This window comes from Streptomyces sp. NPDC044106, from assembly GCF_056433985.1.
This window is the reverse complement of record NZ_JBWKFZ010000019.1, coordinates 1-23,217: the sequence shown is the minus strand read 5'-3', so window position 1 is coordinate 23,217 and position 23,217 is coordinate 1. Positions and strand designations below refer to the sequence as shown.

General features: G+C 71.2%; 22 protein-coding genes. 1 reads left to right on the top strand and 21 read right to left on the bottom strand.

All coding sequences use genetic code 11. The annotated features are described in order from the left end of the window. Positions 1–147: 147 nt before the first annotated feature. From AC07DI_RS30020 to pyrR, 14 genes are all read right to left on the bottom strand, one after another. Positions 148–2,310 carry a primosomal protein N' gene (locus AC07DI_RS30020; RefSeq protein ID WP_478907302.1) on the bottom strand — a complete coding sequence of 721 codons (2,163 nt, stop codon included), beginning with the start codon at positions 2,308–2,310 and terminating at the stop codon, positions 148–150. 102 nt (positions 2,311–2,412) lie between these two features. Further along, the gene (metK, locus tag AC07DI_RS30015; RefSeq protein ID WP_478907300.1) at positions 2,413–3,621 is read right to left on the bottom strand and encodes a methionine adenosyltransferase; all 1,209 of its coding nucleotides are present in this window, start codon (positions 3,619–3,621) and stop codon (positions 2,413–2,415) included. Positions 3,622–4,010: 389 nt separating this feature from the next. Further along, the gene (gene coaBC, locus AC07DI_RS30010; RefSeq protein WP_478907298.1) at positions 4,011–5,267 is read right to left on the bottom strand and encodes a bifunctional phosphopantothenoylcysteine decarboxylase/phosphopantothenate--cysteine ligase CoaBC; all 1,257 of its coding nucleotides are present in this window, start codon (positions 5,265–5,267) and stop codon (positions 4,011–4,013) included. A 57-nt stretch (positions 5,268–5,324) separates the two neighbouring features. After that, complete coding sequence (gene rpoZ, locus AC07DI_RS30005; RefSeq protein ID WP_005319902.1) at positions 5,325–5,597, bottom strand: DNA-directed RNA polymerase subunit omega; 273 nt, start codon at positions 5,595–5,597, stop codon at positions 5,325–5,327. Positions 5,598–5,658: 61 nt separating this feature from the next. Continuing rightward, positions 5,659–6,252: a guanylate kinase gene (gmk, locus tag AC07DI_RS30000; protein WP_384257945.1), complete on the bottom strand. Its 594-nt coding sequence runs from the start codon at positions 6,250–6,252 to the stop codon at positions 5,659–5,661. 38 nt (positions 6,253–6,290) lie between these two features. Then, entirely contained in the window at positions 6,291–6,617 is a 327-nt protein-coding gene (locus tag AC07DI_RS29995) for an integration host factor (RefSeq protein WP_055564204.1), read from the bottom strand. A 267-nt stretch (positions 6,618–6,884) separates the two neighbouring features. Then, positions 6,885–7,730, bottom strand: a complete 846-nt coding sequence (gene pyrF / locus AC07DI_RS29990) for an orotidine-5'-phosphate decarboxylase (RefSeq protein ID WP_478907295.1) — start codon at positions 7,728–7,730, stop codon at positions 6,885–6,887. Then, positions 7,727–8,833 carry a quinone-dependent dihydroorotate dehydrogenase gene (locus tag AC07DI_RS29985; protein WP_384257940.1) on the bottom strand — a complete coding sequence of 369 codons (1,107 nt, stop codon included), beginning with the start codon at positions 8,831–8,833 and terminating at the stop codon, positions 7,727–7,729. Before AC07DI_RS29985 ends, pyrF begins: the two co-directional genes overlap by 4 nt. An 87-nt stretch (positions 8,834–8,920) precedes the next feature. After that, the gene (gene carB, locus AC07DI_RS29980; protein WP_478907293.1) at positions 8,921–12,229 is read right to left on the bottom strand and encodes a carbamoyl-phosphate synthase large subunit; all 3,309 of its coding nucleotides are present in this window, start codon (positions 12,227–12,229) and stop codon (positions 8,921–8,923) included. Further along, a complete protein-coding gene (gene carA, locus AC07DI_RS29975; protein ID WP_478907291.1) occupies positions 12,222–13,388 on the bottom strand; it encodes a glutamine-hydrolyzing carbamoyl-phosphate synthase small subunit in 1,167 nt (388 codons plus the stop codon). Before carA ends, carB begins: the two co-directional genes overlap by 8 nt. Next, positions 13,385–13,957, bottom strand: a complete 573-nt coding sequence (locus AC07DI_RS29970) for a PH-like domain-containing protein (RefSeq protein ID WP_478907289.1) — start codon at positions 13,955–13,957, stop codon at positions 13,385–13,387. The genes carA and AC07DI_RS29970 overlap by 4 nt, the downstream gene beginning before the upstream one ends. Then, complete coding sequence (locus AC07DI_RS29965; protein ID WP_384257931.1) at positions 13,954–15,240, bottom strand: dihydroorotase; 1,287 nt, start codon at positions 15,238–15,240, stop codon at positions 13,954–13,956. Before AC07DI_RS29965 ends, AC07DI_RS29970 begins: the two co-directional genes overlap by 4 nt. Before the next feature lie 2 nt (positions 15,241–15,242). Beyond that, positions 15,243–16,229 carry an aspartate carbamoyltransferase catalytic subunit gene (locus AC07DI_RS29960; protein WP_384258095.1) on the bottom strand — a complete coding sequence of 329 codons (987 nt, stop codon included), beginning with the start codon at positions 16,227–16,229 and terminating at the stop codon, positions 15,243–15,245. Between the two features lie 85 nt (positions 16,230–16,314). After that, positions 16,315–16,896: a bifunctional pyr operon transcriptional regulator/uracil phosphoribosyltransferase PyrR gene (gene pyrR / locus AC07DI_RS29955; RefSeq protein ID WP_384257928.1), complete on the bottom strand. Its 582-nt coding sequence runs from the start codon at positions 16,894–16,896 to the stop codon at positions 16,315–16,317. Positions 16,897–17,120: 224 nt separating this feature from the next. Here pyrR and bldD point away from each other — a divergent pair, with 224 nt between their 5' ends. After that, the gene (gene bldD / locus AC07DI_RS29950) at positions 17,121–17,621 is read left to right on the top strand and encodes a transcriptional regulator BldD (protein WP_030787240.1); all 501 of its coding nucleotides are present in this window, start codon (positions 17,121–17,123) and stop codon (positions 17,619–17,621) included. 184 nt (positions 17,622–17,805) lie between these two features. Here bldD and nusB read toward each other — a convergent pair whose 3' ends face one another. The 7 genes from nusB to AC07DI_RS29915 all read right to left on the bottom strand — a co-directional run. Beyond that, positions 17,806–18,240 (bottom strand): transcription antitermination factor NusB, encoded by a 435-nt coding sequence (gene nusB, locus AC07DI_RS29945; RefSeq protein ID WP_384263661.1) that lies wholly within the window; start codon positions 18,238–18,240, stop codon positions 17,806–17,808. A gap of 2 nt (positions 18,241–18,242) precedes the next feature. Further along, complete coding sequence (efp, locus tag AC07DI_RS29940; protein ID WP_365577681.1) at positions 18,243–18,809, bottom strand: elongation factor P; 567 nt, start codon at positions 18,807–18,809, stop codon at positions 18,243–18,245. A 59-nt stretch (positions 18,810–18,868) separates the two neighbouring features. After that, positions 18,869–19,975, bottom strand: coding sequence for an aminopeptidase P family protein (locus AC07DI_RS29935; RefSeq protein ID WP_384263663.1), 1,107 nt, complete (start codon positions 19,973–19,975; stop codon positions 18,869–18,871). 102 nt (positions 19,976–20,077) lie between these two features. Beyond that, positions 20,078–20,998: a Pro-rich N-terminal domain-containing protein gene (locus AC07DI_RS29930; protein ID WP_478907285.1), complete on the bottom strand. Its 921-nt coding sequence runs from the start codon at positions 20,996–20,998 to the stop codon at positions 20,078–20,080. A 163-nt stretch (positions 20,999–21,161) separates the two neighbouring features. Then, the gene (gene aroB / locus AC07DI_RS29925) at positions 21,162–22,259 is read right to left on the bottom strand and encodes a 3-dehydroquinate synthase (RefSeq protein ID WP_384263668.1); all 1,098 of its coding nucleotides are present in this window, start codon (positions 22,257–22,259) and stop codon (positions 21,162–21,164) included. Continuing rightward, positions 22,256–22,771 carry a shikimate kinase gene (locus AC07DI_RS29920; protein WP_384263670.1) on the bottom strand — a complete coding sequence of 172 codons (516 nt, stop codon included), beginning with the start codon at positions 22,769–22,771 and terminating at the stop codon, positions 22,256–22,258. The genes aroB and AC07DI_RS29920 overlap by 4 nt, the downstream gene beginning before the upstream one ends. After that, a partial coding sequence (locus tag AC07DI_RS29915; RefSeq protein ID WP_478907283.1) for a chorismate synthase occupies positions 22,768–23,217 on the bottom strand: 450 nt, incomplete at its 5' end. The genes AC07DI_RS29915 and AC07DI_RS29920, both read right to left, overlap by 4 nt.

Sequence of the window (23,217 nt, the reverse complement as noted above, 5' to 3'; positions counted from 1 at the left end):
GACCGGCAGCAACCGGGCGGGGCAGCCGCGACGTGCAGACCGGCAAACGACCTTGCGGGACAGCCCGCGACATGCGCACCGGCAGCAACCGGGCGGGACAGCCGCGACATGCTCACCAGCAGCAACCATGCGGGGCAGCCGCGAGGGTCAGCCGATGTCCAGCGGGTCGACCCGGATCCGCACCGCCTCGCCCGCCGCCTCCCTGGCCCCTTTGGCCCCCCGGGCCATCCGCGCGGCCTGCGCCACCTTCAGCGACGCCGCGAGCGCCGCCCCGCTCCCCGGCGGCACCCGGACCAGCACCCGCTCCGCCTGCTCCCCGCCCGGCGCACCCGCACCCCGGCGGGCCGGCGCCGGTCCTGCCTCCCGCACCGGGACGGGTCCCAGTACCACGGCGTCCGACGGCAGTTCGGCGGCTGCCAGGAACTCCGTGAGCGCCTCGGGCGCCCCGGACACCGCCGCCATCCGCGACACCGGCGGGAAGTTCAGCTCGGCGCGGTCCGCGAGCTCACGCACCGCGTGGCCGACGGGGTCCCACCGCACCAGCGCCTGCACGGGCCGCAGCGTCGGTTCGGCCACGATCACGACCGTGCCGCCCGCACCCTGCGGACGGACCAGCGACGCGGCCGCGATCCACCGCCGCAGCGCGTCCTCGCCCGCCCGCAGATCGGGCCGGCCCAGCATGGCCCACCCGTCGAGCAGCAAGGCCGCCGCGTAACCGCCCTCGGCGACGGGCTCGGCCCCCGGTGTGCTCACCACCAGCGCCGGAGTCCCCGGCACCGTGTCGAGCACCTGCTCCCGCCCCGACGTGCGCACCGGCACCGCCGGAAACGCCCGGCCCAGCTCCTCGGCGGTCCGCCGGGCCCCCACCACCTGCGCGCGCAGCCGGAACCCGCCGCAGGACTCGCAGTGCCACTGCGCCTCCTCCACCCCGCACCAGCCGCACCGCAGGGCGGAGCCGCTGTCCTGCGCCTCCAGCGGTCCCGCGCACCGCCGGCAGCGCGCGGGCTCGCGGCACCGCTCGCAGGCCAGCCGCGGCACATACCCGCGCCGCGGCACCTGCACCAGCACGGGCCCGTGCTTCAGCCCTTCCCGCGCGGCCCGCCAGGCCAGCGTCGGCAGCCGCGCGGCCCGCGCCGCCTCGTCCCGGGCGAGGTCCCCGTCGCCCACGGTCCGCACCAGCGGCGCGGCGCCCCGCACCTGTTCGCGATCGGCGACGAGCGGCGCGGCCCAGCCGCTCTCGACGAGCTGCGCGGCCTCCACGGTGCAGCTCCAACTACCCAGCAGGAAGCCGCACTTGTCCCGCGAGGCCCGCAGCTCCAGGACCTCCCGCACATGCGGGAAGGGCGCCCGGTCATCGCTGTGGTTGGAGTCCCCGTCGTCCCAGACGACGACCAGCCCCGGATCCCGTACCGGCGCGAACATGGCGGCCCGGGTGCCGACGACGGCCCGCACGGCCCCGCGCCGCACGGAGAGCCACTCCTGATACCGGCGCTCCTGCCCGGCGTCGGCGGTCAGCAGCGCGTGCTGCCCCTCGCCGAGCAGTTCGGTGAGCGCGGCGTCCACGCGCGCGGCGGGACGCCCGGTCGGTACGACGACGAGTGCGCCGCGTCCCGAGGCGAGCGTGGCCTGGACGGCGCGGGCGATCTCCTCGGCCCACTGCGGTCCCGGCAGCGCCGTCCACACGGCGCGGGGCGCGCCCCCCGCGGCCAGCGCCTCGACGAACTCGGCCCCGTGCCCGTACCGCCGCCAGGTGCCCGGCTCCGGTGGGCGGGGCGGAGCGGGCGGCTCGGGCGACTCGCGCGCCTCGGCCCGCGCGTGGCGGGGCGGGATCGCCAGCTGCAGCACATCGGCGAGGCTGCCCGCATACCGGTCGGCGACCGCCCGCGCCAGATCGAGCAGCCCGCCGTCGAGCACCGGCTCCGGCGACACGACCTGGGCGAGGGCGGCGAGCGGCCCGGTGTACTCGCTCTCGGCGCGCCGTTCGACGATGAACCCGTCGATCAGCCCGCCCCCTTCGCGCCGCCCTTCCCGCACGTTCCGCGACCCGGCCCCGAACCGCACCCGCACCCGCACCCCCGGCTGGGCGACCTCATCGAGCTCCTCGGGCACGGCATAGTCGAAGTACCGGTCGAGATGCAGCACGCCCTTGTCGACGAGCACCCGCGCGACCGGCAGCTCCTTGGCCAGCGCGGCCCCCCGCCACGTCCTCGGCTTGGCCCGCGGCACCTTGGCCCTGCGCACCGACTCCCGGATCAGCGCAAGCTGCTCCGGCTCCTCGGCCTCCCCCGGCCCTTCGTTCTCCCTGCTCACAGCTGCATTCCTACCAGACCGCACTGACAGCGCCCGAAGAACGCCGAGGCCCGGCACCCCCGCAGGGATACCGGGCCTCGGCCGAGCCTCGGAGAACCGGGACTACAGTCCCGCCGCCTCCCGCAGCGCGTCCACGCGGTCCGTGCGCTCCCACGTGAAGTCGGGGATCGCCCGGCCGAAGTGGCCGTACGCGGCGGTCTGCGAGTAGATCGGGCGGAGCAGGTCGAGGTCGCGGATGATCGCGGCCGGGCGGAGGTCGAAGACCTCGCCGATGGCCTTCTCGATCTTCTCCGTGTCGACCGTGGCCGTGCCGAACGTCTCGACGAAGAGACCGACCGGCTCGGCCTTGCCGATGGCGTAGGCGACCTGGACCTCGCAGCGGGCCGCGAGGCCGGCCGCGACGACGTTCTTGGCGACCCAGCGCATGGCGTAGGCGGCCGAGCGGTCGACCTTGGACGGGTCCTTGCCGGAGAAGGCGCCGCCGCCGTGGCGGGCCATGCCGCCGTACGTGTCGATGATGATCTTGCGGCCGGTCAGGCCGGCGTCGCCCATCGGGCCGCCGATCTCGAAGCGTCCTGTGGGGTTGACCAGGAGGCGGTAGCCGTCGGTCTCCAGCTTGATGCCGTCCTCGATGAGCGCCTTGAGCTCCGGCTCGACGACGAACTCGCGGATGTCGGGAGCGAGCAGCGAGTCCAGGTCGATGTCGCTCGCGTGCTGCGAGGAGACCACGACCGTGTCGAGGCGGACGGCCTTGTCGCCGTCGTACTCGATGGTGACCTGGGTCTTGCCGTCGGGGCGCAGGTAGGGAATGGTGCCGTTCTTGCGCACCTCGGAGAGGCGGCGCGAGAGCCGGTGCGCGAGGTGGATCGGGAGCGGCATCAGCTCCGGGGTCTCGTCGCAGGCGTAGCCGAACATCAGGCCCTGGTCGCCCGCGCCCTGCTTGTCGAGCTCGTCCTCATCGCCCTCCACACGCTTCTCGTACGCCGTGTCGACGCCCTGCGCGATGTCGGGGGACTGCGAGCCGATGGACACCGACACGCCACAGGAGGCGCCGTCGAAGCCCTTCTTCGAGGAGTCGTAACCGATCTCGAGGATCTTGTCGCGCACGAGCTGCGCGATCGGCGCGTACGCCTTCGTCGTGACCTCGCCGGCCACATGGACGAGGCCGGTGGTGATCAGCGTCTCCACGGCGACCCGGGAGGTCGGGTCCTCCCGCAGAAGCGCGTCGAGAATGGTGTCGCTGATCTGGTCAGCGATCTTGTCGGGGTGACCCTCGGTCACAGACTCCGAGGTGAAGAGGCGCCGGGACACATCGCTCCCTGTGGTTGCAGCGGCTGCTGGCTGATCATGGGTGGACGGCCGGGGGCTGCGCCCGACGTCGTCCGAGACCAGTTTATCGGTCACACTCGGCCGCAGGTCCACATGTCTCGCAACTTGGGAACCCTGTGACCTGCGGCACTGCCTTGCACGGTACGCCGATCCGTCTCCACCACGGGGCTTCGTACCCCATTTTCCCGGGTTTGAGGCGCCCGATCGGCGAAGGTGACATTGAGCCCTGCCTGCGCGGACGCCGTCAAGAGAACCGCCGGAAAGTGGCCGAGTTCCGCCAGAAGGCGAAAGTTGCGTACGAAACTCGGGGCCGCTTGTCCGGATGGTGAGACCGAGAGGCGAGATGGAGGCAGGATGAGGCCCCCGGGGCCTCAGGCCAGCCGTTGCGCGACCAGGTCCCAGACCGTGTCCGCGAGGGCCTCCTTGGGGCCGTACGGGACCGGCGTCTCGCTGCCGTCGGCGCCGAGCACCACCGCCTCGTTCTCCTCGGAGCCGAAGGTCTTGCGCTCGCCGACCTCATTGACGACCAGCAGGTCGCAGCCCTTGCGTTCGAGCTTGGCGCGGCCGTTGGCCAGGACGTCGTCCGTCTCCGCGGCGAAGCCGACGACAAGCTGCCCCGCGCGCGGCCGCTCCCCCGCGAGCTCGGCAAGGACGTCGGGGTTGCGGACCAGGGCGATCGGCGCCGGATCCTGGCCGTCCTTCTTCTTGATCTTTCCCGTCGCGTACGTCTCGGGGCGGAAGTCGGCGACGGCGGCGGCCATCACGACCGCGTCGGCGTCGGCTGCGGCCTTCAGGACGGCCTCGCGCAGCTGGACCGCGGTACCGACCGGCACGACGTCCACGCCCGCGGGGTCGGGCAGCGTCGTGTTGGCCGCGACGAGCGTGACGCGGGCGCCGCGCGCGGCGGCGGTGCGGGCGAGCGCGTAGCCCTGCTTGCCGGAGGAGCGGTTGCCCAGGAAGCGCACCGGGTCCAGGGGCTCACGGGTGCCGCCCGCGCTGACCACGACATGGCGTCCCGCGAGGTCCCGGGCGAGATCGCCGCGCGCCAGGACCCGGCGTACGACCTCGAAGAGTTCGACGGGGTCGGGGAAGCGGCCCTTGCCGGTGTCGACGCCGGTGAGGCGGCCGACGGCCGGCTCGACGACGAGCGCGCCGCGGCGGCGCAGGGTCGCGACGTTCTCCTGGGTGGCGGGGTGCTCCCACATCTCCGTGTGCATGGCGGGGGCGAAGACCACCGGACAGCGGGCCGTCAGGAGCGTGTTGGTGAGCAGGTCGTCAGCCAGGCCGTGGGCCGCCTTGGCGAGCATGTCGGCGGTGGCGGGGGCGACGATCACGAGGTCGGCGTGCTGCCCGATGCGGACGTGCGGCACCTCGTGGACGTCGGACCAGACCTCGGTGGAGACGGGGTTCCCGGAGAGCGCGGACCACGTCGCGGCGCCGACGAAGTGCAGCGCCGACGCGGTCGGTACGACGCGCACCTCGTGGCCCGACTCGGTAAGGCGACGCAGCAGCTCGCACGCCTTGTAGGCGGCGATGCCACCGCTCACCCCCAGGACTACCTTCGGCTTCTCGGTCACTGCCTCTGTCTCCCCGCGCTCGGATCCGCAGTCGGATGCGTACTGCTCCATGACACACCACAGGCCCGGCAGCCGTGCTGCCGGGCCTGTGGTGAGGGAATGAACCGCTTACTGGGCCGGGCCCTCGATGGCCTCGGACGTCAGCAGACCCGCGTTGATCTCGCGGAGCGCGATCGAGAGCGGCTTCTCGTGGACGTGGGTGTCCACCAGGGGGCCGACGTACTCCAGGAGGCCCTCACCGAGCTGGGAGTAGTACGCGTTGATCTGACGCGCGCGCTTGGCGGCGTAGATCACCAGGCTGTACTTCGAGTCGGTGGCTTCGAGCAGCTCATCAATCGGCGGGTTGATGATGCCCTCGGGCGCGGTGATGGAAGAGGACACTCTTCGCCTTCCGATGGGATCCAATGGGGTCGAGACCAGAAGTCAGGACCAAGGGTAAAGATTAAAGAACCTTCATCAAGGCTAGCAGCTCACGGGCCACGTCCTCGACGGAGGTGTTGACCAGGGTCGTGTCGAACTCGGCCTCGGCGGCGAGCTCCACCTTGGCGGCGACGAGCCTGCGCTCGATCACCTCCGGCGCCTCGGTCCCCCGGCCGGTGAGCCGGCGGACCAGCTCGTCCCAGCTCGGCGGGGCGAGGAAGACCAGCTGTGCCTCGGGCATCGACTCGCGGACCAGGCGCGCGCCCTGCAGATCGATCTCCAGGAGGACGGGCTCGCCCGCCTCCAGGCGATCGAGGACGGCGCGGCGCGGGGTCCCGTAGCGGTTGCCCGCGAACTCGGCCCACTCCAGGAGCTCGCCGTTGGCGATGAGCTTGTCCATCTCGTCGTCGGAGACGAAGAAGTACTGGACACCGTGCTTCTCACCGGGCCGCGGCTTGCGGGTGGTGGCGGAGACCGAGAGCCAGACCTCGGGGTGTTCTTTTCGCATATGGGCGACGACCGTGCTCTTGCCGACCCCGGAGGGGCCGGAGAGCACGGTCAGCCGCGGACGTACGTCCGGGGGTACGGGGGACGTCCCCCGGGGTGTTGCAGCCATGCAGCGATTATCCAGGTTCTCAGGAGTGCCCGAGAACATCAGCCGGCGGCACCGCCACCGAACTCTCGCTCGAGCGACGCGATCTGGTTGGAGCCGAGACCCCGCACACGGCGGCTCTCGGAGATGCCAAGACGCTCCATGATCTGCTTGGCGCGGACCTTGCCCACGCCAGGCAGGGACTCCAGAAGGGCGGAGACCTTCATCTTGCCGATGACATCGTTCTCCTGACCCTGCTTGATGACCTCGTGAAGCGAGGCACCGGAGTGCTTGAGTCGATTCTTGACCTCGGCCCGCTCCCGGCGAGCCGCGGCGGCCTTTTCGAGCGCGGCTGCGCGCTGTTCAGGGGTAAGGGGCGGAAGAGCCACGCCTACGTCACCTCGGATGTCGAACTGTCGGATACGGACCGGTGCGGGACCTGATCGCCCCACACCAGGTGAGCAACGTGCAACGCGCTTGCCCGTTGGCTCTCGTCGGAGACTAGCGGGCATGGCCGCCGGAGTCAGCGAGAACAGACGAAAAGTCCTGGTCAGCCTCTGTCGAGCCGTACATATCAGGCATTTCGCCCCGGATTTGGCCGGGCAATTCGTCAACGGGCCGTCAACGCAGTGCGTGCGGCGGGTCCGTCGCCCCGCTCAGAGCGCTTCGAGGGCCGCCCTGATCTCGTCCGAGAAGCGCGCGGCGGAGTCGCGCAGGCCCGTGACGTCGGGTCCGTGGCGGAGCACGCCGCGGCTGACGCTCGGCACGACATTGCGCACGGCCGCCCCGAAGACGCCGGGAAGGTCCCCGGGCGTCGCTCCCTGCGCGCCGATGCCGGGGGCGAGCAGCGGGCCGTTGATCGCGAGGTCGTACGACGACAGGTCGCCCAGCGTCGCGCCGACGACCGCGCCGAAGGACCCGAGCGGCGTTTGGCCCGCGTTCTCCGCGGCGAGGTGTCCGAGGACGGTGGCCCCGACGGTGCGCCCGTCCTCGCGCACGGCGTGCTGCACCTCGGCGCCCTCGGGGTTGGAGGTGAGGGCGAGGACGAAGAGTCCCGCGCCGTTCTCGCGGGCGAGGTCGACGGCCGGCCGAAGGGAGCCGTAGCCGAGGTAGGGCGAGACCGTGAGGGCGTCGCTGAACAGCGGGGAGTCCTTGTGCAGGAAGGTCTCGGCGTACGCGGCCATCGTCGAACCGATGTCGCCGCGCTTGGCGTCCATGACCACCAGGGCACCGGCCGCCCGCAGCTCCTCGACCGCCTTCTCCAGGACGGCGGTGCCGCGCGAGCCGAACCGCTCGAAGAAGGCGCTCTGCGGCTTGAAGACGGCGACGGTGCCTGCCAGCGCCTCGACCACGGTGCGGGTGAACCGCTCCAGGCCCGCGACGTCGTCGTTCAGGCCCCAGGCGGACAGCAGCGAGGCGTGCGGGTCGATGCCGACGCACAGGGGGCCGCGCTGGTCCATGGCGTGGCGCAGGCGCGTGCCGAAGGGTTCAAGGGCGCTCATGCGGGCTTCCTCACGTCGGCGCCGACGGCGTCGGCGAGGGTGGCGTACGGGCTCGTGCGCAGGCGTGCGGCGAGGCCCTTGTGGATCGCGCGGCCCCAGAAGGGCCCTTCGTAGATGAAGGCGCTGTAGCCCTGGACCAGGGTGGCGCCCGCGAGGATGCGCTGCCAGGCGTCCTCGGCGTTCTCGACGCCGCCGACGCCCACCAGGGTGATCCGGTCGCCCACGCGCGCGTAGAGGCGGCGCAGGACCTCCAGGGAGCGCTTCTTGAGGGGGGCGCCGGACAACCCGCCGGCCTCCGCGATGAGAGCGGGCTCGGACGTCAGGCCCAGGCCCTCGCGCGCGATGGTGGTGTTCGTGGCGATGATGCCGTCCAGACCGAGCTCGACGGCGAGGTCGGCGACCGCGTCGATGTCGTCGTCGGCCAGGTCGGGCGCGATCTTGACGAGCAGCGGGACCCTGCGGCCCTCGACGCTGCGGTCGGCGGCCTCGCGGACGGCCGTCAGGAGGGGCCGCAGCGACTCGGTGGCCTGGAGGTTGCGCAGGCCCGGGGTGTTCGGCGAGGAGACATTGACCACGAGGTAGTCGGCGTGGCGGGCGAGCCGCTCGGTCGACTTCACGTAGTCGGCGGCGGCCTCCTCCTCGGGGACGACCTTGGTCTTGCCGATGTTCACGCCCACGACCGTCCTGAAGACGGGCCTGCGGGACGCGAGGCGCTCGGCCACGGCCGCCGATCCCTCGTTGTTGAAGCCCATGCGGTTGATCAGCGCGCGGTCCTGCACGAGGCGGAACAGCCGCTTCTTGGGGTTGCCGGGCTGCGGCTCGCCCGTGACGGTGCCGATCTCGATGTGGTCGAAGCCGAGCATCGACATGCCGTCGATCGCGACGGCGTTCTTGTCGAAGCCCGCCGCGAGGCCGAAGGGCCCGTGCATCCGCAGCCCGAAGGCCTCGGTGCGCAGTTCCTTGTGGCGCGGCGCGAGGACGGCCGCGACGAAGGTGCGCAGGACGGGGATGCGGGCCGCGAGGCGGATCCAGCGGAAGGCCAGATGGTGGGCCTGCTCCGGGTCCATCCGCTGGAAGACGAGGTGGAAGAACTGCTTGTACATGTTGGGTGTCCTCGGTGTTCTCACCGGAAGTCGGGTGTCCTCACCAGAAGGGGGACACCGTGTTTCCGGTGTCCCCCTTGTGGGCTGCTAGTCGCGGGCCGCTGTCAGGCGTTCCGCGTGTTCCTGGAGCGAACGGACGCCCACGTCACCGCGGCCCAGCGCGTCGATGCCCTGTACGGCGGCGGCGAGCGCCTGCACCGTCGTCAGGCACGGCACGGAGCGCGCCACGGCCGCCGTACGGATCTCGTAGCCGTCGAGGCGGCCGCCGGTGCCGTACGGGGTGTTGACGATGAGGTCGACGCCGCCGTCGTGGATGAGCTGGACGATGGTCTTCTCGCCGTTCGGGCCCTCGCCCTCGGACTGCTTGCGCACCACCGTGGCGTTGAGGCCGTTGCGCTTGAGGACCTCGGCCGTGCCGGACGTGGCGAACAGCTCGAAGCCGTGCGCGACCAGCTCGCGGGCCGGGAAGATCATCGAGCGCTTGTCGCGGTTGGCGACGGAGATGAACGCGCGGCCCGTGGTCGGCAGCGGGCCGTAGGCGCCCGCCTGCGACTTGGCGTACGCGGTGCCGAACACCGAGTCGATGCCCATGACCTCGCCCGTGGAGCGCATCTCCGGGCCGAGGACGGTGTCGACGCCGCGGCCGTGGATGTCGCGGAAGCGCGACCACGGCATGACGGCCTCCTTGACGGAGATCGGCGCGTCCATGGGGAGCGTGCCACCGTCGCCGACGGCCGGGAGCATGCCCTCCGCGCGCAGCTCGGCGACGGTCGCGCCGAGCGAGATGCGCGCGGCGGCCTTGGCCAGCGGCACGGCGGTCGCCTTCGAGGTGAAGGGGACGGTGCGCGACGCGCGCGGGTTGGCCTCAAGGACGTACAGGATGTCGCCGGCCATCGCGAACTGGATGTTGATGAGTCCGCGTACGCCGACGCCCTTGGCGATGCCCTCGGTGGAGGCGCGCAGGCGCTTGATGTCGAAGCCGCCGAGGGTGATCGGGGGCAGCGCGCACGCCGAGTCGCCGGAGTGGATGCCGGCCTCCTCGATGTGCTCCATGACGCCGCCGAGGTAGAGCTCCTCGCCGTCGTAGAGCGCGTCCACGTCGATCTCGATCGCGTCGTCGAGGAAGCGGTCCACGAGGACCGGCCGCGAGGGGCTGATCTCGGTCGACTCCTCGATGTACGCGGCGAGGCGGGTCTCGTCGTAGACGATCTCCATGCCGCGGCCGCCGAGCACGTACGAGGGGCGCACCAGGACCGGGTAGCCGATCTCGTCGGCGATCGCCTTCGCTTCCGCGAACGTCGTCGCGGTGCCGTGCTTCGGCGCGGGAAGCCCGGCCTCGGCGAGGACGCGGCCGAAGGCACCGCGGTCCTCGGCGGCGTGGATGGCCTCGGGCGGGGTGCCGACGACCGGCACGCCGTTGTCCTTGAGCGCCTGCGAGAGGCCGAGCGGGGTCTGGCCGCCGAGCTGGACGATGACGCCCGCGATCGGCCCGGCCTGGGACTCGGCGTGGACGATCTCCAGGACGTCCTCCAGGGTGAGCGGCTCGAAGTAGAGCCGGTCGGAGGTGTCGTAGTCGGTGGAGACGGTCTCGGGGTTGCAGTTGACCATCACGGTCTCGTAGCCCGCGTCGCTCAGCGCGAAGGAGGCGTGGACGCAGGAGTAGTCGAACTCGATGCCCTGGCCGATGCGGTTCGGGCCGGAGCCCAGGATGATCACCGCGGGCTTCTCGCGCTTGGCGACCTCGTTCTCCTCGTCGTAGGAGGAGTAGAAGTACGGGGTCTTCGCGGCGAACTCGGCGGCGCAGGTGTCGACCGTCTTGTAGACCGGGCGCACCCCGAGGGCCTGGCGCACCTCGCGGACGACGTCCTCGCGCAGGCCGCGGATCTCGGCGATCTGGAAGTCGGAGAAGCCGTGCCGCTTGGCGTCGGCGAGCAGCTCGGCGTCGAGGCGCTCGGCGGCGGCGAGGTCGTCGGCGGTCTCCTTGATCAGGAAGAGCTGGTCGACGAACCACGGGTCGATCTTCGTGGCGTCGAAGACCTCCTCGGGCGTCGCGCCGGCGCGGATGGCCTGCATGACGGAGTTGATGCGGCCGTCGGTGGGACGGACCGCCTGCGCCAGCAGCCCGGCCTTGTCGCCGGGCTCGCCCACGAAGGTGAACTGCGAGCCCTTCTTCTCCAGCGAGCGGAGCGCCTTCTGCAGCGCCTCGGTGAAGTTGCGGCCGATCGCCATGGCCTCGCCGACCGACTTCATGGTGGTCGTCAGGGTCGAGTCCGCCGAGGGGAACTTCTCGAAGGCGAAGCGCGGGGCCTTGACGACGACGTAGTCGAGGGTCGGCTCGAAGGAGGCCGGGGTCTTCTCGGTGATGTCGTTCGGGATCTCGTCCAGCGTGTAGCCGACGGCCAGCTTGGCGGCGATCTTCGCGATCGGGAAGCCGGTGGCCTTGGATGCGAGCGCGGAGGACCGCGAGACGCGCGGGTTCATCTCGATGACGATGACCCGGCCGTCCTCGGGGTTCACCGCGAACTGGATGTTGCAGCCGCCGGTGTCGACGCCGACCTCGCGGATGATCGCGATGCCGACGTCCCGCAGGATCTGGTACTCGCGGTCGGTGAGCGTCATCGACGGGGCGACGGTGATCGAGTCGCCGGTGTGGACGCCCATCGGGTCGAAGTTCTCGATGGAGCAGACGACTACGACGTTGTCGTTCTTGTCGCGCATCAGCTCAAGCTCGTACTCCTTCCAGCCGAGGATGGACTCCTCCAGGAGCACCTCGGTGGTCGGCGAGAGGGTGAGGCCCTGGCCCGCGATGCGGCGCAGCTCCTCCTCGTCGTGCGCGAAACCGGAACCGGCGCCGCCCATCGTGAAGGAGGGACGGACGACGACGGGGTAGCCGCCGAGCTCGTCGACGCCCTTGAGGACGTCGTCCATGGAGTGGCAGATGTACGAGCGGGCGGACTCGCCGTGCCCGATCTTCTTCTTGACCTCTTCGACGACGCCCTTGAAGAGGTCGCGGTCCTCGCCCTTGTTGATGGCCTCGACGTTGGCGCCGATGAGCTCGACGCCGTACTTCTTAAGGACGCCCTGCTCGTGCATGGAGATGGCCGTGTTGAGGGCCGTCTGACCGCCGAGGGTGGGAAGGAGCGCGTCGGGGCGCTCCTTGGCGATGATCTTCTCGACGAACTCGGGGGTGATCGGCTCGACGTAGGTCGCGTCGGCGATCTCCGGGTCGGTCATGATCGTCGCCGGGTTGGAGTTGACGAGGATGACGCGCAGGCCCTCGGACTTGAGGACGCGGCACGCCTGGGTGCCTGAGTAGTCGAACTCGGCGGCCTGGCCGATGACGATCGGGCCGGAGCCGATGACCAGGACGGACTGGATATCGGTGCGCTTAGGCACGCTGGGCTCCTTCTGCGGTCATCAGCGATACGAAACGGTCGAAGAGGTACGCGGCGTCGTGCGGGCCCGCGGCGGCTTCGGGGTGGTACTGGACGGAGAAGGCCGGCTGGTCGAGCAGCTGGAGGCCTTCCACCACGTTGTCGTTGAGGCAGACGTGGGAGACCTCGGCGCGGCCGAAGGGGGTGTCGGCGGCCTTGTCGAGCGGCGCGTCCACGGCGAAGCCGTGGTTGTGCGCGGTGACCTCGACCTTGCCGGTGGTGCGGTCCTGCACCGGCTGGTTGATGCCGCGGTGGCCGTACTTCAGCTTGTACGTGCCGAAGCCGAGGGCGCGGCCGAGGATCTGGTTGCCGAAGCAGATGCCGAAGAGCGGCGTCTTCCGCTTGAGGACGGCGGTCATCAGGGCGACCGGTCCTTCGGCGGTGGCGGGGTCACCGGGGCCGTTGGAGAAGAAGACACCGTCGGGGGCGACGGCGTACACGTCCTCCTCGGTGGCGGTGGCGGGCAGCACGTGCACCTCGATGCCGCGCTCGGCCATGCGGTGCGGGGTCATGCCCTTGATGCCGAGGTCGATGGCGGCGACGGTGAACCGCTTCTCGCCGACGGCCGGGACGACGTAGGCCTCCTTGGTGGCGACCTCCTCGTACAGGCTCGCGCCCTTCATGTGGGGCTGTGCCTGGACGCGGGCGACCAGCTCTGCGTCGGTGGCCAGGGCCTCGCCCGAGAAGATGCCGGAGCGCATGGAGCCGCTCTCGCGCAGGCGACGGGTGAGGGCGCGGGTGTCGACGCCGCTGATGCCGACGACGTTCTGGGCGGCCAGCTCGTCGTCGAGCGAACGCTTCGCGCGCCAGTTCGAGGGGATGCGGGCCGGGTCGCGGACCACGTAACCGGAGACCCAGATGCGGCCCGACTCGTCGTCCTCGTCGTTCCAGCCCGTGTTGCCGATCTGCGGGGCGGTGGCGACCACGATCTGGCGGTCGTACGAGGGGTCGGTCAGGGTCTCCTGGTAGCCGGTCATGCCGGTGGAGAACACCGCTTCGCCGAAGGTCTCCCCCACGGCCCCGAAGGCGCGGCCGCGGAAGACGCGGCCGTCCTCCAGGACGAGTACGGCGGGAAGCGCCCCCTTCCTCTGCGAGGCCGTCCCCTGCTTGGAGGTCGTCATCGTGCGGTGCCTTCCGTAGTGCTGTTCTGGTCGATCATGGTGTTGAGCGTCTCGACCCACTCGGCCTGCTCGGCCGCGTGGTCCGAGCGGAAGCCGGAGTCGAGCAGCTTGCCGCCGTGTTCCCACGTGACGATCAGCAGACCGCCCTCCGTGAGGACCTTGCCGGCGATGCCCTTGTCGAGGCGGGCCTCGCGCAGCTGTGCGAGCGGGATGAAGAAGTCGCTCGCGCCGGGGCGTACGACGTCCAGGCCCGCGTCGGTGAGCGTCAGCTCGACGCGGCTGCGGGTGCCGAGGCCGTGCGCCACGATGCGGTCGAGCCACTGCCCCGCCGTGGTGGAGCCGTGGTACCTGCCGCTCAGCTCAAGTCTGGCCGGACCGGGGTCATCCGGCGCGGCAGGCAGCTCGGGCAGGTCGCCCTGGAGCGTGCCGCGCCACTTCCAGCCCTCGTGCATCAGCCAGTAGACGAGCGCGATGAAGAGCAGCAGACCGACGACCCAGCCGATGCGTGCGGCCCAGTCGGTCACTTCCGCCGATTCCTTCTCGGCGGCCAGTTCGAGCAGTGATGTCACGTGAGCTTCCCGTCGACGAGCGTGGCCCGGCCCCTGAGCCACGTGTGCGTGACGCGGCCCGGCAGCTCACGGCCCTCATAGGGAGTGTTGCGGCTGCGCGAGGCGAAGCCCGCGGGGTCCACTGCCCCACGGTAATCGGCGTCGAGCAGGACGAGGTTGGCAGGCTCACCTGCCGAGACGGGACGGCCGTGACCGGTCGCCCGGCCGATGGCGGCGGGCTTGAAGGACATCCGGTCGGCGACGGCCTCCCAGGTCAGCAGGCCCGTCTCGACCATCGTCTGCTGCACCACGGACAGGGCGGTCTCCAGGCCGACCATGCCCATGGCGGCCGCGGCCCACTCGCAGTCCTTGTCCTCGTGCGGGTGCGGGGCGTGGTCGGTGGCGACGATGTCGATCGTGCCGTCGGCGAGGGCCTCGCGCAGCGCCATGACGTCGCGCTCGGTGCGCAGCGGCGGGTTGACCTTGTAGACGGGGTTGTAGGAACGGACCAGCTCGTCGGTGAGGAGGAGGTGGTGCGGGGTGACCTCGGCCGTCACGTCGATGCCGCGCGACTTGGCCCAGCGCACGATCTCCACGGAGCCCGCGGTGGACAGGTGGCAGATGTGGACGCGGGACCCGACGTGCTCGGCGAGCAGGACGTCCCTGGCGATGATCGACTCCTCGGCGACGGCGGGCCAGCCGCCGAGGCCGAGCTCCGCGGAGACGACGCCCTCGTTCATCTGGGCGCCCTCGGTCAGCCGCGGCTCCTGCGCGTGCTGCGCGACGACACCGCCGAAGGCCTTCACGTACTCCAGGGCGCGGCGCATGATCACGGCGTCGTCGACGCACTTGCCGTCGTCGGAGAAGACGGTGACGCCCGCGGCGGACTCGTGCATGGCGCCGAGCTCGGCCAGCTTCTTGCCCTCGAGGCCCACGGTGACGGCGCCGATGGGCTGCACGTCGCAGTAGCCGGACTCCTTGCCGAGCCGGTAGACCTGCTCGACGACGCCGGCGGTGTCGGCGACGGGGAAGGTGTTGGCCATGGCGAAGACGGCGGTGTAGCCACCGGAGGCGGCGGCGCGGGTGCCGGTCAGGACGGTCTCGGAGTCCTCGCGGCCCGGCTCGCGCAGGTGGGTGTGGAGGTCGACGAGGCCCGGCAGGAGGATCTTGCCCCCGGCCTCCACGACCTCGGCGCCCTCGGCGCTCAGCCCGGCGCCGACGGCCTCGATGGTCCCGCCGTCGACGAGGACGTCCCGCGCCTCGCCGCCCAGCACCTTCGCACCGCGGATCAGGATCTTGCTCATGGTTACTTGCTCTCCGAATCGGTGGGCCGGGTGTGGGTGACGGCGGGCTCGTTGCCGCCGAGCAGGAGGTAGAGGACGGCCATGCGGATGGAGACGCCGTTGGCGACCTGCTCGACGACCGTGCAGCGGTCGGAATCGGCGACCTCGGCGGTGATCTCCATGCCGCGGACCATCGGGCCCGGGTGCATGACGATGGCGTGCTCCGGCATCTTCGCCATGCGCTCGCCGTCCAGGCCGTAGCGCCGCGAGTACTCGCGCTCGGTGGGGAAGAACGCCGCGTTCATGCGCTCGCGCTGCACCCGCAGCATCATCACGGCGTCGGACTTCGGCAGCACCCGGTCCAGGTCGTAACTGACCTCGCAGGGCCACTGCTCGACGCCGACCGGCACCAGTGTGGGCGGGGCGACGAGGGTGACCTCGGCGCCGAGGGTGTGCAGCAGGTCGACGTTGGAGCGGGCGACGCGGCTGTGCAGGACGTCGCCGACGAGGGTGATGTGCTTGCCCGCGAGGTCCTGGCCGAGTCCCGCGTCGGGGCCGACGAGGCGGCGTCGCATGGTGAAGGCGTCGAGCAGGGCCTGGGTGGGGTGCTGGTGGGTGCCGTCGCCCGCGTTGATGACGGCGGCGTCGATCCAGCCGGAGGTCGCCAGGCGGTAGGGCGCTCCGGAGGCGCCGTGCCGGATGACGACGGCGTCGACGCCCATCGCCTCCAGGGTCTGCGCGGTGTCCTTCAGGGACTCGCCCTTGGAGACGCTCGATCCCTTGGCGGCGAAGTTGATGACGTCGGCGGAGAGGCGCTTCTCGGCGGCCTCGAAGGAGATCCGGGTCCGGGTCGAGTCCTCGAAGAAGAGGTTGACCACGGTGCGGCCGCGCAGGGCGGGCAGCTTCTTGATCGGCCGGTCGGCGACCCGCGCCATTTCCTCGGCCGTGTCGAGGATGAGGACGGCGTCGTCGCGGGAGAGGTCGGCGGCCGAGATGAGGTGTCGCATCATCTGCGTGTACTCCGGTGTGTGGAGGTCTGCGGGCACGCGGGCGCGCAGGGGTGTGCCCCGGGCCCGTGCGGGGGGAGCGGGGCCTTTAAGCGGTGGCGGGCTTGGCGCCGAGCAGCACGGCGTCGCGGCCGTCCTCCTCGGCGAGCTGCACCTTGACCGTCTCCCGCAGCGACGTGGGCAGGTTCTTGCCCACGTAGTCGGCGCGGATGGGCAGTTCGCGGTGGCCGCGGTCGACGAGGACGGCGAGCTGGACCGCGCGGGGGCGGCCGATGTCGTTCAGCGCGTCCAGGGCGGCGCGGATGGTGCGGCCGGAGAAGAGCACGTCATCGACGAGGACGACCAGGCGGCCGTCGATGCCGTCACCGGGGATCTCGGTGCGGGCGAGCGCGCGCGGCGGATGCATGCGCAGGTCGTCGCGGTACATGGTGATGTCGAGGGAGCCGACCGGGATCGTGCGGCCGGTGATCGCTTCGAGCTTCTCGGCGAGCCGACGGCCGAGGAAGACGCCGCGGGTGGGAATGCCGAGCAGCACCACGTCGTCGGCGCCCTTGGCGCGTTCGACGATCTCGTGGGCGATGCGGGTCAGCACCCGCGCGATGTCCGGGCCCTCGAGTACGGGGCGCGCGACAGCGGAGTCCTGCGGGTCCTGCGTGTCTTGCGTGTCCATATGAAACGGACCTCCTTCTCCGCCTCACAGGACGGACGTTAAAGGACGTCGGAATTGCGCCAGTCAGACTACCAGCAGACAAGACCGGGCACGTCATCGGGCTCCACCGAAGGGGCGGTAAGGACCATTCGGCTTGACGCAAGCAAGTAACGCTGCGTAACCTCACAGTGAGTTACCAGCCACGCGGCGGAGCCGCATGATTGTCGCAGCGTCCGGGGAGCTATATGTCCAGCGAATACGCCAAGCAGCTCGGGGCCAAGCTCCGCGCGATCCGCACCCAGCAGGGCCTTTCCCTCCACGGAGTCGAGGAGAAGTCCCAGGGACGCTGGAAGGCGGTCGTCGTGGGGTCGTACGAGCGCGGCGACCGTGCCGTGACCGTGCAGCGCCTCGCCGAGCTGGCGGACTTCTACGGCGTCCCGGTGCAGGAACTGCTTCCCGGTACCGCTCCCGGCGGCGCCGCCGAGCCGCCGCCGAAGCTCGTCCTCGACCTGGAGCGTCTCGCCCACGTCCCGCAGGAGAAGGCCGGCCCGCTCCAGCGCTATGCCGCCACGATCCAGTCGCAGCGCGGCGACTACAACGGCAAGGTGCTCTCGATCCGCCAGGACGACCTGCGCACCCTCGCCGTCATCTACGACCAGTCCCCCTCGGTCCTGACCGAGCAGCTGATCAGCTGGGGCGTCCTGGACGCGGACGCGCGCCGCGCCGTCGCCCACGAAGAGGTCTGAGCCGCAGCGCGGGAGAACAGCAGAAACGTGCCGCCGGGGCGGCCACAGCCGAAAGGCGCGGCCGCCCCGGCGGTTTTCCGTATGCCCGGGCGCATTCCGGCACGGAGAAGAATCGGCGGCACAGAGAAAATCGGAGGGCCCGCAGCTGTTGGCTGCGGGCCCTCCGATGACGTACGACGACGCCTTATGCCTCGTCCCGGCGCAGGGACGGCTTCAGATCCTTGAAGCGTCCGAGCAGACCGTTGACGAAGGCGGGCGAGTCGTCCGTGGAGAACTCCTTGGCGAGCTGGACCGCCTCGTCGAGCACCACGGCGTCCGGCGTCCCGTCGACCCAGACGAGCTCGTAGGCGCCGAGGCGCAGGATGTTCCGGTCGACGACCGGCATGCGGTCCAGGGTCCATCCGACGGCGTACTGCGCGATGAGTTCGTCGATGCGGCGCTCATGCTCCGCGTATCCCTCGACGAGCTCCATCGTGTACTCGCTCACCGGCGGCTGCCGGGTGTCGGACCGCGAGTGGCGCACCCAGTCGGCGAGCACCGTCAGGACGTCGGTACCGCGCTGGTCTGCCTCGAAGAGGATCTGGAAGGCGCGCTTGCGGGCCGTGTTACGAGCAGCCACGGTTAGCTGTTCACCCGGCCGAGGTAGCCGCTGTCACGGGTGTCGACCTTGATCTTCTCGCCCGTGGTGATGAAGAGCGGCACCTGGATCTGGTGGCCGGTCTCCAGGGTGGCGGGCTTGGTGCCGCCGGTGGAGCGGTCGCCCTGGACGCCCGGCTCGGTCTCCTGGATGGTCAGCTCGACGGCGGCGGGCAGCTCGACGAAGAGCACCTCGCCCTCGTGCTGCGCGACGGTGGCGGTGAAGCCCTCGATCAGGAAGTTGGCGGCGTCGCCGACGGCCTTGCGGTCGACGTGCAGCTGGTCGTAGGTCTCCATGTCCATGAAGACGAAGTAGTCGCCGTCCATGTAGGAGAACTGCATGTCGCGCTTGTCGATCGTGGCCGTTTCGACCTTGACGCCGGCGTTGAACGTCTTGTCGACGACCTTGCCGGAGAGCACGTTCTTGAGCTTGGTGCGCACGAAGGCCGGGCCCTTGCCGGGCTTTACGTGCTGGAACTCGACGACGGACCAGAGCTGGCCGCCTTCGAGCTTGAGCACCAGGCCGTTCTTGAGGTCGTTCGTGGAAGCCACGGTTGCTTCAATCTCCTGCACTGACTGACTGGTGGACGACCCCGGTTCACGCGCGCACGTCAGAGCGCGAGCAATTCCTTGGTCGTGATGGTGAGTAGCTCGGGTCCGCCGTCCGCCTCGGGGCGCACGACTAGCGTGTCATCGATCCGGACACCGCCCCGGCCCGGGAGGTGAACCCCCGGTTCGACGGTGACCGGCACGCAGGCGTCCAGTTTACCCATGGCCGCGGGCGCCAACTGCGGGTCCTCGTCGATTTCGAGCCCCACACCATGTCCAGTCAGTGGAGCAAGCCCTTCCGTATAGCCGCCGGAGCCCAGTACGTGACGTGCCGCCCGGTCCACATCACGGCAGGCGGCGCCGGGCAGAAGGGCCTCGCGCCCGGCCCGCTGCGCCGCGAAGACCAGGTCGTACAGTTCGATCTGCCAGTCGGCGGGCGACGTGCCGATGACGAAGGTACGCCCGATCTCGCAGCGGTATCCGCGGTAGCTCGCCCCCAGGCACACGGAGAGGAAGTCGCCCTCCTCCACCCGCCGGTCCGAGGGCCGGTGGCCGCCCCTGCCGGAGTTCGGGCCGGTGCCGACCGACGTCGGGAACGCCGCCCCGTCCGCCCCGTGGTCGATGAGCCGCCGCTCCAGCTCCAGCGCCAGGTGCCGCTCCGTGCGCCCCACGAGAATGGATTCGAGCAGCTCGCCCAGTGCCTGGTCGGCGATCTCGGCGGCGATCCGCAGGCAGGAGAGTTCCTCCTCGTCCTTGACCAGGCGCAGCTGCTCGACGGCCGTCCCGAGATCCGTCAGGCGCAGCCCGGGCGCGACCGACGCGAGCGCGCGGTGCCTGCCGACGGTCAGATGGTGCTCCTCGACGGCCAGCACGTCGGCGCCCTGGGCGACCGCCAGGCCTGCTCCCGCGACGGCCGGGTCGGCACCCGGCGTGGGCAGCGCCCGCAGCCGCAGCGCCTCGTCGGGCCGCCCTTCGCTCTGCTGGTCGCCGGGCGGGCTCCCGCAGAGCAGTACGTCCTCGTCCTTGCCGACGAGGAGTACGGCTCCGGCGGGAGCGGCACCGGCGAGATAGCGGACGTTGGCGGGCCGGGAGACCAGCGCCGCGGCGCCACCACCGGCGGCACAGCGCTCCCTGACCCGCTCCCTGCGGACCGCGTACACCTCTGACATGGGGCGAGCCTACGAGCGCCGCGCCCGCACGGCCCGGCGGGCGCGTCCGACCGGGCGGCGCCGCTCACCAGTGCTGGTGTCAGCCGTGGCCGACGGCCGGGGCTACCACTGCGGGGGGCTCGCGATGGCGCGGGCCAGGACGTCGTCGAGGATGCGGGCCGTGGCGGGGACGTCGAGTTGGGAATTGTCGATGATGGGCAGGCCCGAGCCGTACCAGCCGGCCATGCGGCCGTGGATGCGGGCCACTTCCTCGTCGGTCAGGCGGCGGTTGCCGCTGCGCTCGGCGTTGCGCTCCAGGACGACCTCCAGGCCGGGGAGCAGGACCACCGGCAGCAGGCCGGGGCCCACATGGCGCTTCCAGCCGCCGAGGCCGACGACCGGGCGGTCGGGGAAGACCGCGTCGTCCAGGACGCAGGAGATGCCGTTGGCCAGGAAGTTGCGGGCGGCGAAGCCGCAGGTGCGGCGGGCCAGGCGGTACTGCGCTTCGGAGTGGTCGTTCCAGCCGGTCTGGGGGTCGGCGAACCCGGAGCGCACCCACTCCCGTACGTCATCGAGGCTGATGTGGGCGGTCGGCACGCGCCGGTGCTCCGCCCAGTACTTGGCGACGCTCGTCTTGCCCGCACCCGCGGGGCCGATGAGCAGCACGGCGAGCGTCGTGGCGCCGGTGTCGGTCGGCGCCGTGCCCTGCGGCGGGCTCGGCATCGCGACGGGGCCGCCCGGCGGCAGCTGGACGTGGCCCGTGCTCTCCGGGGGCACGGGCACCGGGCCGGGGCCGTGCGAAGGGGGCTGGGGCGCGGCCGGGGCGTGCGGCATCGGAGTCTGCCCCTGCGCGTGCGTGGCGTGCGGCAGCTGTCCCGGTGGCTGCGGAGCGGGCCCGCCCGTGAAGCCGGGGGCCATCGCTGCGTGGTCCTGCGCTCCGGGAGGCGGAGCGCTCGGGTGGTGTGCGGCCGGCGACCAGCCGGTGGCCGGTCCGTGCCCCGGCTGGTGGGGCGGCGGCAGCGGAGATCCCACTGCGTGCTGCATCCGGTGCCACTCCGTCTCGTGCGACTGACGCTGGTCGGGCGGCGGCCGGGCCGCCCGTTACCGAACGGTACCGCCCCCGGCCGTCGTTGTGTGAACGGCCGGGGAGGCCGTGAAGTGCCCGTGGCCCGATCCGACGGCCACGTACAGCGGATGCTACTTGGTACTACTGGCCCACTTCGCCGTAGGCGGCGAGCAGTACGGCCGGGTCGGGACCCTCAAGGACGGTCGGCTTGCCCAAGCCGTCGAGGACGATGAAGCGCAGCAGGTCACCGCGGGACTTCTTGTCGACCTTCATGGTCTCGAGCAGCTTGGGCCACTGGTCGTAGCGGTAGGTCAGCGGGAGCCCGACCGATTCGAGGACCGTGCGGTGCCGGTCGGCCGTGGCGTCGTCGAGGCGGCCCGCCAGGCGGCCGAGTTCGGCCGCGAAGTGCATGCCGACGGAGACCGCGGCACCGTGGCGCCACTTGTAGCGCTCGTTCTTCTCGATGGCGTGCGCGAGGGTGTGCCCGTAGTTGAGGATCTCGCGCAGGCCCGCCTCCTTGAGGTCGCCGGAGACGACCTCGGCCTTGACCCTGATGGAGCGCTCGATCAGCTCGGCGGTGTGCGGGCCCTCGGGCGTGCGGGCCGCCTGCGGGTCAGCCTCGATGAGTTCCAGGATCGCCGGGTCGGCGATGAAGCCGGCCTTGATGATCTCCGCGAGTCCGGAGACGTAGTCGTTCACCGGGAGCGAGTCGAGCGCCGCGAGGTCGCAGAGGACGCCGGCCGGCGGGTGGAAGGAGCCGACGAGGTTCTTGCCCTCGGCGGTGTTGATGCCCGTCTTGCCGCCGACGGCCGCGTCCACCATGCCGAGCACCGTGGTCGGTACGGCGATCCACCGCACGCCGCGCAGCCAGGTCGCCGCCACGAACCCGGCGAGGTCCGTGGAGGAGCCGCCGCCCACGCCGACGATGACGTCGCTGCGCGTGAAGCCGGACTGGCCAAGGGCCTTCCAGCAGTACGCGGCGACCTCCGCCGTCTTGGCCTCCTCGGCGTTCGGCACCTGGATGGCGACCGCCTCGTATCCCTGGTCGGCGAGGTCCTGGCGGAGCGCGTCGCCGGTCTCGGCGAGCGCCTCGGGGTGGATCACGGCGACCCGCTTGGCCTGGTCGCCGATGAGGCCGGGCAGCTCGCCGAGGAGCTGCCGACCGACCAGGACCTCGTACGGATCCGTGCCGGCGGTGCCCCCGACGTGGATGCGGGTGGGGGTCTGCTCCGTCGTCATGCTTCCTTCAACTCCAGTGCGTCGAGGACCGCTCGGGCGACCTCATCGGTGGTGCGGCCGTCGGTGGCGACGACCGCGCGGGCGACTTCGGCGTACAGCGGACGGCGGGCGTCCATCAGCTCGCGCCACTGCTTGCGGGGGTTGACCGCGAGGAGCGGGCGGGCCTGGTTGAGGCCGGTGCGCTTGACGGCTTCCTCGACGTCCATCGAGAGACAGACGACGGGGTGTTCGCAGAGCAGCGCACGCGTCGACGCGTCGAGGACGGCACCGCCGCCGAGCGCGAGGACACCGTCGTGCTCGGCGAGGGCCGTGGCGACGGCGGCCTTCTCCAGCTCTCGGAAGTACGCCTCACCCTCGTCGACGAAGATGTCGGAGATCTCCCGGCCCTGGGCGGCCACGATGTCGGCGTCGGTGTCCCGGAACGTGATGCCGAGACGGTCGGCGAGCAGCTCTCCGACCGTCGTCTTGCCCACGCCCATGGGGCCGACGAGAACGATCCGCGGGCCGGTCACCGGATGTGCAGGTTGTCGAGGTAGGACCGCACGTTGCGCCGCGTCTCCGGCACGCTGTCACCACCGAACTTCTCCGCCACCGCATCCGCCAGCACCAACGCGACCATCGCCTCGGCGACAATCCCCGCCGCCGGCACCGCACACACATCCGAACGCTGATGATGCGCCCTGGCCGCCTCACCCGTAACCACATCAACCGTCGCCAACGCACGCGGCACCGTCGCAATCGGCTTCATCGCCGCACGCACCCGCAACAACTCACCCGTGGACAGACCACCCTCCGTACCACCGGAACGCCCCGACGTCCGCCTGATGCCCTCCTCGGTCGTCACGATCTCGTCGTGCGCCTTCGAACCCGGCACCCGCGCCAAGTCGAAACCGTCACCGACCTCGACACCCTTGATCGCCTGAATACCCATCAGCGCAGCCGCGAGCCGAGCATCCAG